This is a genomic window from Streptomyces sp. NPDC111656 (genome assembly GCF_055656965.1).
Window position 1 is genome coordinate 442,698 of sequence record NZ_JBVKCA010000003.1, and the last position, 14,443, is coordinate 457,140.

9 protein-coding genes are annotated in these 14,443 nt (G+C 69.7%); 1 reads left to right on the top strand and 8 read right to left on the bottom strand.

Translation table 11 applies throughout. The annotated features are described in order from the left end of the window. Positions 1-10: 10 nt before the first annotated feature. From ACZ7M3_RS12225 to ACZ7M3_RS12240, 4 genes are all read right to left on the bottom strand, one after another. Positions 11-1,102 (bottom strand): maleylacetate reductase, encoded by a 1,092-nt coding sequence (locus tag ACZ7M3_RS12225; RefSeq protein WP_472062778.1) that lies wholly within the window; start codon positions 1,100-1,102, stop codon positions 11-13. Between the two features lie 5 nt (positions 1,103-1,107). Further along, positions 1,108-2,007 carry an intradiol ring-cleavage dioxygenase gene (locus ACZ7M3_RS12230; protein WP_472062779.1) on the bottom strand — a complete coding sequence of 300 codons (900 nt, stop codon included), beginning with the start codon at positions 2,005-2,007 and terminating at the stop codon, positions 1,108-1,110. A 16-nt stretch (positions 2,008-2,023) separates the two neighbouring features. Continuing rightward, positions 2,024-3,256, bottom strand: a complete 1,233-nt coding sequence (locus ACZ7M3_RS12235) for a type III PLP-dependent enzyme domain-containing protein (RefSeq protein WP_472062781.1) — start codon at positions 3,254-3,256, stop codon at positions 2,024-2,026. Positions 3,257-3,650: 394 nt separating this feature from the next. Next, positions 3,651-3,998 carry an SH3 domain-containing protein gene (locus ACZ7M3_RS12240; protein WP_472062783.1) on the bottom strand — a complete coding sequence of 116 codons (348 nt, stop codon included), beginning with the start codon at positions 3,996-3,998 and terminating at the stop codon, positions 3,651-3,653. Between the two features lie 239 nt (positions 3,999-4,237). Here ACZ7M3_RS12240 and ACZ7M3_RS12245 point away from each other — a divergent pair, with 239 nt between their 5' ends. Beyond that, on the top strand, positions 4,238-4,930 hold the full coding sequence (locus tag ACZ7M3_RS12245) for a class I SAM-dependent methyltransferase (protein ID WP_472062785.1): 693 nt from the start codon (positions 4,238-4,240) through the stop codon (positions 4,928-4,930). 477 nt (positions 4,931-5,407) lie between these two features. Here ACZ7M3_RS12245 and ACZ7M3_RS12250 read toward each other — a convergent pair whose 3' ends face one another. From ACZ7M3_RS12250 to ACZ7M3_RS12265, 4 genes are read right to left on the bottom strand one after another with little or no spacing between them, the layout of a single operon-like run. Further along, positions 5,408-9,868: a NaeI family type II restriction endonuclease gene (locus ACZ7M3_RS12250; RefSeq protein WP_472062786.1), complete on the bottom strand. Its 4,461-nt coding sequence runs from the start codon at positions 9,866-9,868 to the stop codon at positions 5,408-5,410. A 16-nt stretch (positions 9,869-9,884) separates the two neighbouring features. Next, entirely contained in the window at positions 9,885-10,901 is a 1,017-nt protein-coding gene (locus ACZ7M3_RS12255) for an AAA family ATPase (protein ID WP_472062788.1), read from the bottom strand. Then, entirely contained in the window at positions 10,898-13,060 is a 2,163-nt protein-coding gene (locus tag ACZ7M3_RS12260; protein WP_472062790.1) for a VMAP-C domain-containing protein, read from the bottom strand. The genes ACZ7M3_RS12255 and ACZ7M3_RS12260 overlap by 4 nt, the downstream gene beginning before the upstream one ends. Position 13,061: 1 nt before the next feature. After that, positions 13,062-13,376, bottom strand: coding sequence for a trypco2 family protein (locus ACZ7M3_RS12265; RefSeq protein ID WP_472062792.1), 315 nt, complete (start codon positions 13,374-13,376; stop codon positions 13,062-13,064). Positions 13,377-14,443: the final 1,067 nt, after the last annotated feature.

Genomic DNA, 14,443 nt, shown 5'->3' on the forward strand with positions numbered 1-14,443 from the left:
GGCCCCGTGGCTACGCGTCGACGCTCGGCTCCCTGCCCTCGTACGCCGCCGTCAGCAGCGCCAGTACACCGTCCACGGTGACCCCGCGCGGGTTCGGGTACGGCTGCCCGGCGGTCTGCTCGGCGGCCACCGCCAGATCGGTCTCCTTGAGGCCGAGTTCGGCGAGGCTCCGGGGGGCGCCGAGGCTTGCGGCCAGGGCCCACAGGTCATGGGGGACGTCGTCGACGCCGCCCAGAGCGCGCGCGAGGGCGGTGACAGCCCGGGGTGCGGCGGGCGCGTTGTAGGCGAGGGCGTACGGGAGGACCACCGTGTGCGTCTCGGCGTGCGGCAGGCCGAAGGTCCCGCCGAGCACGTGGCACAGCTTGTGGTGCAGGCCCATGGTGGTGGCGCCCAGACAGGCGCCGCAGAGCCAGGCGCCGTACAGGGCCCGACCGCGCGCGTCGAGGTCGCCGGGGGTTGCGGCCACCAGCGGTAGGGCCTGCGTCATCGCCCGTACGCCCTCCTCGGCCATGAGCGAGACGAGAGGCGAGGCGTCGGGCGCGTAGAGGGCCTCGACGGCGTGGGCCAGCGCGTTGACGCCGCTGGTGACGGTGAGGGGGACGGGGAGCGAGAGGGTGAGTTCGGGGTCGTAGACGACGCTGCGGGGCTGGACGGCGGGGTCGCGTCCGGTGCGCTTGGCGCCGTGCTCGGTGAGTCCCCAGACCGGGGTCATCTCGGAGCCGGAGTAGGTGGAGGGCACGGCGATCAGGGGCAGGCCGGTGCGCAGCGCGATCGCCTTGCCCAGGCCGATCGCCGAGCCGCCGCCGACCGCGACACACCCGTCGGCGCCGGCCGCGCGCGCCGCCTCGACGGCCCGGTCGGCGACCTCGACGGGTACGTGCATCCGGGCCTCGGCGTGCAGCCCCGCGCAGGCCTCGCCCAGGGCGTCCGCGACCGCGCGTGCCGTGCCCTCTCCCCTGCTGCCGCAGACCACCAGCACTCTGCGCAGCCCGAGCCTGGCGGCCTCGTCGGGGGTCGCGGAGACGGCGGCGCCGGGCCGGAAGACGATCCGCGCGGGCTGGGTCTCGTACGAGAAGTCGAGCGGGGTGTTCCTGTCGGTCATGGTGCTCATTCCGGTTCGAGTACGAGGTCGAAGCGGGCGTGGCGGAAGGGGTTCGGGACGCCGAACTCCCGTGCCAGGGACGGGTCGTCGGTCTCCGTGAAGTCCTGTACCAGGCTCTTCTTGACCGCGAACACCGCGTCGGAGTCCAGGTAGTCGCTGCCCGCGACGAAGATGTGCGTGGTGACCGGGGCGTGGCCCTCGGCCGAGGCGATGAAGTGGATGTGGGCGGGGCGGTAGGGGTGCCGGGCCGTGGCGCGCAGCAGCTCGCCGACCGGGCCGTCGGTGGGGATCGGGTACGGGCTCGGTACGCAGGTGCGGAACCAGAAGCGGCCCTCGGCGTCGGCCGTGAACAGTCCCCGGCCGTTGCCGGCCGGCTGGACGTCCGGCTGCTGTACGTCGTAGTAGCCCTCGGAGTCGGCCTGCCACACGTCGAGGACCGCGCCCGGCAGCGGCGTGCCGCCCTTGCCCAGTACCCGGCCGCTGACCACGCACGGCTCGCCCCTGCCCACCAGGTCGATGTTCGCGCCGAGTGCGCGGATCGGCGATCTGGTCAGGTGGAACGGGCCCAGGACCGTCGACTCGGTGGCACCCGGGTCGCGGTGACCGCCCAGCGTCTCCACGAGCATGGAGACACCGAGCACGTCCGACAGCAGGATGAACTCCTGACGGGTGTCGGTGCACTGTTGCCCGGTCGCGGTCAGGAATCCGATCGCGCGTTCCCATTCCGCCATCGTCGGCTCCGTCTCGCGCACGAAGTCGTGCAGATGACGGGTGAGCGCGCCGAGCAGTTCACGCAGACGCGGATCGGCCGTGCCGCGCAGGCTGTCGACGACGGCGTCGGTGATGCCGTGCGTGAAGTCGGTCGTGGCATCGGTCGTCGTCGAACGGTTCGGTTCGTCTGTCATGCCGCTCCTCGTGGTGCTATCGGGACTGGTCGCCGTCGGTGCCCGGGTCCACGAAGTGGAAGCCGGGCTCGGGCAACCTGGCGAACGCCCGGTGGGGCACGGACGAGGTGTAGGCACCCGCGAGGGAGAACACCACACGGTCGCCGGCCCGCAGCCCCGGCGCCCGGACGTCCCGGACCAGGATGTCCCTGGAGTTGCTCAACTGGCCGGTGAGCGTGACCCGTTCGCGGCGCACCACGGGCCGCGGCCAGGAGTAGGGCCACGCGTCCACCTCGAGTACGGACCAGGGCTGGTCGGGCCACGGCTGGTCGGGCCTCCTGGACGCCGACGTGCGCAGGTTCACCCCGCCACCGCGGACGACGGCGAAGTCCTCGCTCGCGCCGTGCTCGACGTCCAGCACCTCGCTCGCGTACCAGCCGCAGTACGCCGTCAGCGCGCGACCGGGCTCGACACTCAGGGTCAGTTCCGGGTGCGCGGCGACGAGTCGGGCGAGTCCCTCGCCGTACGCCTGCCAGTCGAAACGGCGTTCGGGGTGCTCGTAGTCCACCGCCATGCCGCCCCCGAGGTTCACCTCGGTGAGACGCAGGCCGTGGCGCGCGGCGAGTTCCGCCGTCCAGGCGACGACGCTCCCGGCCACCTCGAGGTGTTCGGGAGCGTGCAGGCCGTTGGCCAAGTGGGCGTACACGCCGCGCAGTTCGAGGTTCGGGTAGCTGCCGTCGGTGAGCAGGCCGACGATCGTGTCCGCCTGTACCGGGTCGAGGCCTGAGATCCTGCGGCCACCGCCGCCGTCGGCGAACAGGTGGTCGGCCACCGGGAGGTTGAAGCGCGGCAGGACCGCCACCCGGCCGTCCGGAGCGTGCCGCTGGGCCAGCCCGGCCAGCATGTACAGCTCGTACTCGCTCTCCACGAGGAAGCGTGTCACGCCCCGCTCCAGCGCGTCCAGGAGCTCCGTCGGGGTCTTGTCCTGGCCGCCGAAGGCCAGTGGGTGGTCCGGCGCCACCCGAGTGACGTGGTCCAGTTCGCTGTCGGTGGAGACCTTGTAGCCGTCGACGTACGGGGCGAGCGCGGTCAGGATCTCCGGTTCCCGGTTGGCCTGGGTCGCGTAGTACAACTCGACGCACTCGGGCAGCGCGGCCCGCACCGACGCGGCGTGTGCGCGCAGTGCCGCCAAGTCGTACACATAAGCGGGAAGTTCCGTGGGCGGCAGGGTCAGGATGCGGTCGCGCACCGCGAGTGAGGGTGTGTTCATGGGGCACTCCGGGTCGTGTGGCGCAGGATACCGTCGGCACGCGAGGAAGGCGGCGGACGGGGACCGGAGTGACGGCCCGGCGGACGCAGGCGGTTGGGGACATGACACGTGCCACGGCAGCCGCGGAAATCGACGGAGCCGAGCGTCCGGTTCGGCGCGGTGGCCGGGAACCGGGAGACCGGCGGCGCCGTGCTCCCGCACGCCGACGCCTCCGCTCGCAGGGCCCGCGCCCTGTGGCATCCCACCATCATGCTGATCCGCGACTCCATACCCGAGGCCCCACACGATCTCTACCCGGTGGGAGATCCTTCGGCACCTCGAGCGGCCGCCGGTGTACCTGAACGCGGCGCGGTGCCCGACCCCGGGTCGGGATCGGGCACCGCGTGTGGGTCGGTCAGCAGGTGGCGGAGGCCGGAAGGCCGCCGTACTGGTCGCCCTTGAGGTAGACGGCGCTCACATAGCCTTCGGCCAGTCGCACCCAGACGTCGTTGACGTAGCCGTTGTCGCGGATGGTCTCGCCGTGGGTCCAGCAGGAGGCGCCGCGCGGCTGCCCGGCTGTGACGTGCCCGGAGATGTCGGTGGTGGTCGAGGGCCCGGAGCGGACGTTGACGTTCACATACGGCGTGACGGCGTACGGCAGTCCCGCCGCCGCGGCCTGCGCCCCGGCCGCGCCGGTCAGCAGCAGTCCGGTGGCCAGCGCGCCGACCCCCGCCGTGGCGAACGCCTTGGTCCTCATCCTCATGGTCATACGGTCCTTCCCCGTGGTGGAGTCCGGGCGTGTTCCCGGGCCGGGCCGTACGGCCCACCCGGTCACGCCCGGGCCCACCCTGCCGGGTCGACACCCGGGGGCGGAACTTCTTTCGACGACGCTCGAAACGTCGGGCCCCGACGGGCCGGTACGCGCCGGCGGCCCGGAGTTCGAAGCCGACGCATCCGTCCGCGCGGCCCCACGGCGCGTTTGACCTGCCGCACAATGGGGCGATGATCGACGGTACTTCGCCGACAACCGCCCCCTCGCCACCCGAGTTGGTCAAGGACGACGAACTGACCGGCCATGCGGTGGTGGCCAACAGCACCATGAACCGCGCACGCGTCCTGGCAGGCGTCAACAGCTACGCCCGCGAACTCGGCTTCTCCCCCGCCGAGTTCCTGAACGACCACGGAGCCGCCCCGTCCTGGCTGGATCTGTGCAGCGGAGAGGGACTCGCCCTCCGCGAGGCGGCGCGGCAACTCCCCCGGGCCGTCATCACGGGCGTGGACCTGGTCGGCCCACTGCTGCGGACGGCACTGCCCGACGGCCTCGAACTCGTCACCGCGGACCTCGGCCGGTGGTTGCCGGGCCGCCGCTACGACCTCATCACCTGCGTCCACGGACTGCACTACATCGGCGACCGGCTCGCCCTGCTGGAGCGGGCCGCCTCCTGGCTCACCGGCACCGGTCTGCTGGTCGCCCATCTCGATCCCTCGACGCTGCGGCGCCCGGACGGCAGCGACGCGTCCCGCCCGGTCCTGGCGGCACTGCGGGCCGCCGGCTTCCAGTACTCGGCCCGCCACCACCGTCTCCGCCTGCGCGGCGGCCGCCCCGTCACCCTGCCTTTCGCCTACCTCGGCGCCGACCCGCACGCCGGCCCGAACTACACCGGACAGCCGGCCGTCGCCTCGTACTACCGCTGAGCCCCCGGCCGCCCCCCGGAAACGAGGAAGAGGCCGTATCGAAATGTCCGATACAGCCTCTGACCCGCGACTTCAAAAGTCGGGACGACAGGATTTGAACCTGCGACCCCTTGACCCCCAGGAGTGAGGGCCGTGGGAACTACCTGCACATATCGGGCAGAAAGAGGGTGCAGAAGGTGCCTCCCCGCGCGTGCTGTTCAGGGTCGGGAGAACCGTGTGGTCCCCAAATGGTCCCCAGGGCAGTGGTAACACCGTGGGTATCTGCCTGCCGTAGACCAAAAGGTTCCGGACGGACCGAGCCATGCGCGATGCATGTCGCGGTCCCGGCAGGTCGCGCACCCGTCGTGCGTGCTCGCTGGCGTCACTCACGACCAGCGTCGTCCTCGGCAGCAGCGTCGAACTCGCGCCGACTGCACTGCGCCCCAGAACGGGCATCCCTGGCTGCACGGCGATGGGGCGACGAGGCCGACATCACCTCTAGCGGGGCCCGTCCATATGATCACTGCTTGCTTCCGATTGTGAAGGAAGCACCGGCGCGCGGTGCACAGGGTCTTCCGGAGAGGCCAGACACCACAGTTGGCCGTCCATCTCCACTAGAGGCTTGCCGATCCCAGGCAAAGCCGGTACGACCCGCGCGCTGACGAATTCTCCTTCCCGGGGGAGGGGAAGACCGAGCTGACGGGCGATGTGCCGGTGTGCATCGTTGTCGCCCATGATGATGATTCCCTCGTCCCGAAGTGCCGAGCGGGATCCGCCGTTCCCTCGGACGCGCTTCATGTAGTCCTTCTGCTGAACGACGGTACGGACCGCATTGCGCCCGATTCGGCGCCTCTGGGCGCGCCGGAACAGTTCGTTGGCTCGGCCCTGACCGGACCTATTCCCAAAGACCTCCTCACGGTCGGTGTCGGGCATGTGGAGCAAGATGTTCTCCGAGAGCTCGGCCTCGCGCCAGAGCCAGAGGATCTTGTCGCGGTGCCCGGCTTTGAGCGTGGCTCTCAGGTCCCGATTGCGCCCAGTGTTGAGCCACTCCTGTTTGACGCGCAGCAAGCCGACACTCCACCGGCTCACGTAGTCGTCAGCCCAGACTAGGAGGCAGATGTGGCCCAGCGTCCCGTGAGGGAGCGTCCAGCCGCCGAATGTGAGGCTAAAACGGCAGTCAACATCGACGTCGGCGATGCTGAAGTCCATCGCATGGCCGTCCTCGAAGACGAACTCACGCTGGATCGCAATGTTTACCAGGCTCCCGAGGTGCGCCCGCTCTGCCTTGGTCAGGTGCTTCAAGTCGTATCGACCCGTGACCTCACCGTTCAACACCTCGTCGATAGCATCCCGCAGAACCCGCCCCATACGTGTACCGTCCGGGTCCAAAACCCGCACTGCACGATAGGCCGCGATGAGCTCCTCATCGTCTGCTCCCGCACTCGTGAGCCTTTCCAGCACTTCGGCCGCGTTGGCCGGCCGATCCTTGGGGTTGATCGCTAGAAGGTCCGTGACTAGCGCTTCGAGTTCGGGAGGGAAGCCAGAGGGCAGTGCCGGTCGGGGATGCGAGCGTCGGTGAGCCTCTGCTTCGCGTTGGGTGAGTGCGGCGGCGGGCGGAGCGCCAGTGACCATGGCGTACAGCAGACAGCCCAGTGAGTACAGGTCGCTCCGGTGGTCGACGGCAACGTCCTCGAAGAACTCCTCGTACGAGCGGTAGGGAGGCAGAAGCCCGAAGGGATGGGGGGTGGGTCGCATGTGCCTACCCGGGTTGATGCGCGGCAGGCGGCGGACGCACAGACCGGGATCGGTCACAAGTACCCGACCGTCATGGCACAACATTACGGCTGAGGGGCTGAGGTCCAGGTGAAGCAACCCGTTCCGATGGAGATCGGCGAGCATCCCCGCGACCTGCCCGCCGATTTCTCTGATCTTTTCCAGGGGCAGAGTGCCAGGTGCAAGGTCCAGCAATCGCCCCAGGTCGTCGCCGTCGACAGCATCCGTCACAAGGTACGGACGACCATCGTGCAACCCGTAGCCGCTGACCCGCACCGCTCCCTGAATGTCGAGTGCGGCCAGGCGCTCCGCATCGGCGAGGAAGTCCTCTTCTCCGGGCCCCGCGCCTGCCCTCGGTGTGTCGAAGAGCTTGAGAGCGACCTCCCGGCCTTGTAGCTCATCCGTCGCCTGCCAAGTGGTTGACGTCGTTCCGACGTACCGCTGCCGGGTCAGCCGGTAGCGTCCCTCGACCACCATTCCCGACTTGTCGGCGGGGATGCCCGGATCACGGCTCGGCTTCTGTGCGGGCTCCTCGGAAACCACGGCCAAGGGTTTTCCGTGCGGTCGGACTCCCCCCGCGGTGTTCTCGCCCGGCACCGCGATGGGGAACTCCCCTGCCGGCGCTCGGTCGGCCGTCGGTCCTCCGGAGCAAAGGGCAAACGCCTCGGCCAGATCGGCGGCGGAGGGTCTGCGGGTGGGATCGTATTCCATACAACGCCAAAGGGACCGCAGGAGCACCGGGCTGATCCCGGAGTTGGTCAGTCGGGCATTTTCCGAGATGTCGACCGTCGGATCGCTCCACCGTCCCGAGAGAAGGGCCAGCAGCAGCGCCCCGACGGCGTATACATCGCTTTGCGGCGTGAGCGGCTGCCCTTCGTCGTCCGCCTCCAGGTACGTGTCGCTGAGGGGCAGCACGTCGCGGTGAGCGCTGTCGACTCCGTCGACTGTCGCCGTCGCCCAGCCGACGAGCCGGACGTCGCGATCGGTCACGAGAACGGACCGGGGGGAGAGCGAGCCGTGCACGAGCCCCCGGGAGTGGGCAAGGGCAACTGCTTCCGTCAGGCCCAGTCCGATTCGCAGGAACAGCTCCTCTGGGACCGTTCCCCCGTGTTCGTCGAGGACGGCGCGCAAGTTTGGTGCGGGCGGTGAGGACGGGGCGTCTGCGCGGCGGTGGACGCAGCTCGCCGCGACCCACGGCAGCTCCCCTGCGGTGTTCGCCGCCGCGCCGAGGAGTGCGGGGACATGCATGCCCTGCATGCGCGTCAGGCACTCGGCCTCCGTCCGGACGAGGTCGAGCGCGGTTCCCGGGGCGCGGGTGTACAGCATGACCGGCGCCCGGACCATGGCGACCGTGCCGTTCTCGTCCTCGGCCAGGTACATCGTCAGGTGGGGCCAACCGTGGACACTGCGTGCACGGAGCTGGAACCGACCGAGCCGTACCGGGTCCTCCGGCAGGAGTTCTGTCCAGCCGGCTGGCACGGTTTCCCGCGGGGCGTCTTCGTATGCCTCGTCAGTCCCGGCAGCTGAGTCCCGGGGCCCGGCGGAATCCCCGGTCTCGTGCCCGGGGACACGGAGCCGTTCTGGCCCGAGCGCCACATGCCCCTCATTCGCGGAAGGGATGCCGAGCCGCGTTAGCACCTGCTCTCGAAGCCAGCCGAAGGAGCGTCCGGTGTCGCCGATGACGGCCGGGCCGTCCGGGTGCCCGACCCATGCCGGGAAGACCGGGGCGCGGCCGACGGCGGCCTCAATGCGCCGCGTCACGGCCTCGGCGGTGCGCAGCAGTTCCCTCGGGGAGACGGCGCTGAGGAGAACCTGCCGGGCGTCGTCCGTGAAGTCGAACCGCCGGTGGTGCGGCAGACGATCCGCCCCGTCGGCGTCGAGCTCGTGCATCAAGCCCCCCAGGAACACCTCCATGAGGTGACCGATGTCTGTCGGTGGCCCGAGGGCGGCCTGTACCAGGCGCATCACGGGCGGTGTGGCGGGGACGACAGCCGCCAAATGGGCCGCAAGCCGATACGCGTCGGCGGACGCAGCCTCCCTGAAGCGGAGTACCGTTTCGTCGGCGTCGACGTCCCGGGCTTCGGCCACGGTCCAGTTGGAATCGAGACGGCTGGCGTCCCACAGCGGGAGGAGCGCTGTGCCGCCGGGTGAGGCAACGAGCCACGCCCAGTCGGTGACGGCCGCAGGAGTCGGCGCAAGGACCGGGACGGGTACGGAGTCGAAGCGGACGAGGTCCGGCGGTAGGTCCGGGTCGGTCACATGCCAGGCGCGGGTGGGACCGCCGCGGCGATGGGTGGTGACCTGCCAGCCCCGTGCGCCAATCCCGGTGCTCGCCCAGAGTCGGGAAGGCAGTGCCTGGATGATTGCGGTGGGACCGCAACGTCCCCAGTGGTCCATCACCTGGCGCATCCCACCGTCCCGCCAGGCTTCGCCCACACCATCGCTGACGACCAGCACGAGGGTATTGCCGGTCGGGTCGCACAGGGCCTCCGGCGTAAAGAGCCGACCGCGGTAGCGGTACGGGCTGGTCCGCAAGGACGGAGTGCCGTTTCGCGTATCAAGTCCGTACACGCGCACGTCTCGGAAGGCCCCGGCACGTTCCATCAGCGCCCGGACGTCGGCGGCGAGCCGCTGCCAGAGGACCATGGAGACGCCGTCGTCAACTACGAGGGCCAGGGACAGCCAGCGGGTGCGCACCGCTCTGGTGACGGCCTCGGGCACGCCCGTGTCAGCGATGGCAGCGACGGTCCGTGTGACGTCGAGTTCCTGCTGGCGCCGGTCAGGGAAGCGCTGCCGCAGCGGCCGGAGGGACTTGCCGAACTGGAGCTGCCCGGCGCCGAGAGTACTGCTGTCCGGGGTGCGGACTGCGACCGCCGGCGACAGGCCCGCGGGCGCCTGCGCGCCTTCGTCGAGACTGGGCTGCGCCGAGGCCAACAGCGATCGCTTGGATCGCTTCTTCGTGGACTCCGCAGCGGTCGGCTCTGGTGCGGGCTCCACGGTCTCGGCCGCCGCCACCGTCGGCCCGTCGCGGGGCGGCTCTCCGTGCCGCTCCGAGGTCGCAGTGGCCGCGCCAGCGGAGCGCGCCAGGGGCCTGGAATCCCGAGGCAGCTTCCCGGCGAGCCAAATGGCGTCGAGGAGTTCCTCATGGGAGAGCTCCACCCCGCTCTCGGCCAGGACCTTCGTCACGCGCGAGATCACGGCGTCACACAGCCCCGCCGAGACGGTGCAGGACGCTTTGGAGAAGGGAAGCCGCCTCGAGGTTCACACCACCCTTGCGGAGGAAGACGGCGTTGAGCAGCTGATCGGTGGCCAGTTCGCCCTCGGCACGGCGTTCGAGGAACTCCCGCAGCAGGTCGTCGGTGTCGTCCAGGGCGTCGGGACCGAGGTGCGCGGCGACGATCTCCCGAAGCCGCCGCTCGTTGGGCTCAGGGAGATCGAGGCGGACGCAGCGCCGCAGGAAGGCGGGCGGGAATTCCCGTTCGCCGTTGCTGGTGATGACTACGACCGGGAACTCACTGCAGCGGACGTGGCCGCGCGTGACCGGGGTGGTCTCATCCAGGCCGTCGGTCCGAACGTGTACCGGTGCGTGGCTCGCGGGCAGCCGGGTGAGTTCGGAGATAGCGAACTCACCCTCCTCGAATACGGTCAGCAGGTCGTTGGGCAGGTCGACGTCACCCTTGTCCAGCTCGTCGATGAGCAGCACGCGGGGGCGCTCCCGGGGCACAAGCGCGTTGCCCAGGGGGCCGAGCCGGATGTACTGGCCGATGTCCGGTTCCGTGCCGTCCCCGTCCCCGTCCCGCCGTAGGGTCGCCTCGCGCAGCCGGCCGACGGCGTCGTAGTGGTACAGGGCGTCCTGAAGAGTTGAGCGGCTGTTCACCGGCCACTGCAGGACGCGGCCGAGCGCGAGTTCGTGAGCGATGGCGTGGGCCAGCGAGGACTTGCCCGTGCCAGGCTGCCCGGTCACCAGGAGGGGCCGACGCAGGTGAAGTGCCGCGTTCACCACCTCCACCTCGTCGGGGTCGATGAGGTACGGCCGCGGATAGGGAACCCTGTCACCGGTCACGGTCTCCTGACGGTCGAAACGGCGCCACGGGGGTGCAGCGGGGAACGGCACCTCACGGCGTTCCCCGTCTCCGCGGAACAGCCACCAGTCATCGCCTCCGCCGTCAGAGGATGAAAGCTGAGGGCTTGTACCAGCCAGGGGCTCTGAGGTGGTCATGACGCGTGCGATCCTCTCCAAGGGTCTCTCAGTTGAAGCGACTCAGTCCGTGGGAGAGAGCCTTCCGGTTCCCACACGAGGGAGGGCCGTGCCCGCCGCTCCGCCGGGCAAGCCGCCGAGTCGCTCCTGAAGACCCGGACCCGCTCGGGAAGTCCCTCCAGATCGCCAGCGGGAGCCAGGCCCTCCAGTCTGCCTGCGTCCTCGTAGCCGGTGGCCTCACGGTCCCACAGCACAACCGGGACGCCCAGGACGAGACATGTCAGCAACCAGGACCGGCGCTCGTTGGCAGGGCCGTGGAGGACCACCCGTGCGGTATCACGATGCTTGGTCTTCAGCAGATTCACGAGCTGCCTGGCGTCGCCGGACGTCTGGCTGGTGACGAGCACTGACGCGCGTCCGTTCTTCCACCGGCGTACCTGGTCGCCTTCGCGTTGCGGCCTTTGGTCACTGAGTTCCGGGCAGCTCAGGGAGACGCGGTAGTCCCCTCCAATCGGCCACGCGGGCAGGATGTTGTCGAGCGCTCCGGGCTCCCATTCGTCGACTGCCAAGTCGAGCCCCGCCCGGTCGACCACGACGGTCACCCACGGCACATGGTCGCCTTGCCCCGGCTCCTGGGTCACGGCGAAGACTGCTTCGCTCAGGCTACTTGCCGCCTCTCGCGGGGTCTTGGGCTCTGACTCCGCCTCCATGAGGACGCGGTACGAACCGTCGTCGCGGACAAGCAGAATTCGGACCCGGTACCGGTCGCCCCCTGCGGCGGGGTCGTGTGCCAACTCCATCACGACCCGCGACACCGGCGACGCTGCCCGCTTCGCCCACTGGGCGGCGTCCGCACGCCGCTCGCCCAGAGCCCCGGCATGGATACCGAGCCGCTGGGCGGTCTTCCCTGACCACGCGCGCAGGTCGTCGCCCAGTCCGTCGCCCATGGCCGCCGCCACGTACTCGACGAGCCGCAGTAGCGCCGGCACCGGCGGGGCGCCCTCGGGGCCGCTCACACCGTCGGACAGATCCTCCAAGCCCTCGACCACGCCAAAGACATCGTCCTCGCCGAGCTGCGAACGGGTGAGGATCTCCGGAAGTACGACGTACTGCAGCGCCTCACCGGCTGTTCGGGGCAGCAGCGCCGGCTGCTTCTCGCAGACCTGGCGCAGCAGGCCGATCAGGGCGTCGTACTCGTTCACGGAGAGCAGCAACCCGCAGTCGAGTGCCCTGGCCCACGAGAACAGATGGGTCAGAGCGGCGCGGGCCGTCCCCTGCGCACTGCTCGCGAGGGCTTCGCCGAGCGACGCGAGCGCCCGGGGATGCGCCATGAGGAGCGCAACGAGGTCGGCAGCGGTGGGCTCAAAGCCCTCGGCCTCGTAGCCCAGTTCGCGCGCCAGGGCCCGGGCGTGATCGACACGGACGCCGGGGTGCGAGAACAACGGTGCGAGCAGCTTCTCCAGTTCGCGCTCAGCGGGCGTGCGCTCGGCGGCGGGCCTGGCCTCGGGCAGGGACGCGCCGATCGCACTCAGCTCGGGAGACCGACCGGTTTGCTCTTCGACGTGGGACGCGAAGCCGTCGTCTCCAGAGAAGGAGGAAACGGGCAGGGCGATCAGCCGGCGGGCTCCGTAGGCGTGGTCCTCCTCGGTCACGACGCCGACGAGATGGCCGCCGCAGAAGATCGCCGCCCCCGAGGCCCCGCCCCAGGCGTTCCCGCCGTCGGTACGGGCGGTGGGGGCCGGTCCCTGGTCGAGGACGTAACGGTCCTTGCCTCCGGAGAGGACCGGTAGGACACCGCGCAGGTGCTCCGGCGCCCGGGTCTCCCCTTTGGCGGCCCAGGGATAGCCAAGTCCCTCGTACGGCAGTGGCGTGGTGCCTGCTGGGCAGCCCCAGCGGACGGAGCCGGGCGGATCGATCTCACGGTCAATGCGCAGCAGCGCGACGTCCAGTCCGTCCGGGTGGGCCCAGAGCAGTTCCGCGTCCACGCGCGTCGTCTCGCCGTCGAGGTGGTGGCCTACGCACACGGTGATGACCGGCCACAGCGTTCCCGTGTCGCGATTCTCCAGCACGTGGCGGGCGGTCAGCACGAGGCGCGGAGCGATCAGATAGCCGGAGCCGACGGTGAGGCGCCCCCTGCCTGTGTCCCCGCTGCGGATCAGCGCCAGTCTGCGCGGATCCATGTCACTCCTCGTCCAGCGATCCGAACTCATCGTCGCCGATCTCAGGGCGCGCGCCTCCGAGAGCCCGGTCCTTGACCGACAGCTTCAGCACCAGTTTGTGGGTACGGACGGTGGATTGCTCGCCCCCCGCGCCGATGGCAACCACGCCGAAGGAGAGCTTGCCGTCTCCCTTGGCGGACTTGCGCAGTTCGAGCTGCAGCTCCAGCTCCGCCTCTTCGACGCCGAAGGCGAATTGCTGGTTGCCGCCGAGCCGCTGGGCCTCGTACAGCTCTTGGCGCAGCTCCTCGATGGCTGCGGCCAGACCGATAGTCGACACCCTCGCCCCGCCCCCGGTTCAAGACACTCAGAAAAACAGTAGGTCGCCAGTACGGTACAACGCTCGCGAGACGCTTCAAACCTCGGTCATGGACAATGACTTGTGGAAGTAGCCGTCCACCGCATACCACCGCCCGAGAAGAAGTCCACCGACCAGGATAAGACGTTGCGCGCCTCCACCCGAGGAGATCCAGGCGGTCCTCACAGTGCCGACGGTCTGTAACGACCTGGACGTTCACTCTGAGGCGCTGACCCGGAGGTACTCAGCCAGGGGTCCGTCGAGCAGCGCGTAGTCCGGGTTCCGTCTCTCGCACCACATTGTATTGACCGCCCTCTGTGCATTCGGCCCTGGGGCACATTGCTTCCTTTCCCTGATCTTCACCACAGCCGACGCTGCGAGGCAGATCCGAGCACCCAGAACTGGTCCCCAAGCCGACATCGCCGAGCCCTCCGCCCAGTTGGAGGAGGAGACGCTTGCGTCATCGCCGACGGGACCTCCGTGGCAGACGCCCAATGGCTGCCGCCGCGTCAGAAGGCCGGTTCGCCAGGGCCGACACGGCGTGAGATCTCGCAACCCTCCGCCTTAGCTCGCGGATGGTGTCCTGCCACTGCCAGGAATCACTGCTGCACCACTCTGCTTCATCGACCGGCTGCCAGGCCGTCAGTTCGTCCAAGCGAGCGAGCACCGTGGAGGTCTCGGGGCCGAGCACTCCGCTCTCTCCGTCGAGTCGCCACTTGATGTCATGCAATCGATTGGCCGCACGGTAGTAGGACAACTGGGAGTCGTTGAGTCTGCGCATGGCGTAGCCACCACACTTGCTGCACAGTCGAAGTCGGTGCGAGCCATGAGGTCGGCGACCGTGAGGAGGTCGTCGCCGGCCACAACCGCGCGTTCGTGGGCGTGCCGGCACAGCGGCGAGTGGCCCTTGCCCTCGATCAGAGGGCTGGCGTTGGTGGTGTAGAGCTGGACTGCGGCCAAGGGCCCCAAAGGGAGGCCGCTGCTACTTCGCCACCGGTCGTCGCCAGGCTGCCGGAATGGCGCGAGGTCGAGGTGGTCTTCCGTGAGCA

Bases quoted from the DNA above. Each gene is read 5' to 3' on its own strand.
- ACZ7M3_RS12240 (WP_472062783.1), bottom strand. From the start codon at position 3,998: ATGAGGATGAGGACCAAGGCGTTCGCCACGGCGGGGGTCGGCGCGCTG.
- ACZ7M3_RS12260 (WP_472062790.1), bottom strand. From the start codon at position 13,060: ATGGATCCGCGCAGACTGGCGCTGATCCGCAGCGGGGACACAGGCAGG.
- ACZ7M3_RS12235 (WP_472062781.1), bottom strand. From the start codon at position 3,256: ATGAACACACCCTCACTCGCGGTGCGCGACCGCATCCTGACCCTGCCG.
- ACZ7M3_RS12225 (WP_472062778.1), bottom strand. From the start codon at position 1,102: ATGACCGACAGGAACACCCCGCTCGACTTCTCGTACGAGACCCAGCCC.
- ACZ7M3_RS12245 (WP_472062785.1), top strand. From the start codon at position 4,238: ATGATCGACGGTACTTCGCCGACAACCGCCCCCTCGCCACCCGAGTTG.
- ACZ7M3_RS12230 (WP_472062779.1), bottom strand. From the start codon at position 2,007: ATGACAGACGAACCGAACCGTTCGACGACGACCGATGCCACGACCGAC.
- ACZ7M3_RS12255 (WP_472062788.1), bottom strand. From the start codon at position 10,901: ATGACCACCTCAGAGCCCCTGGCTGGTACAAGCCCTCAGCTTTCATCC.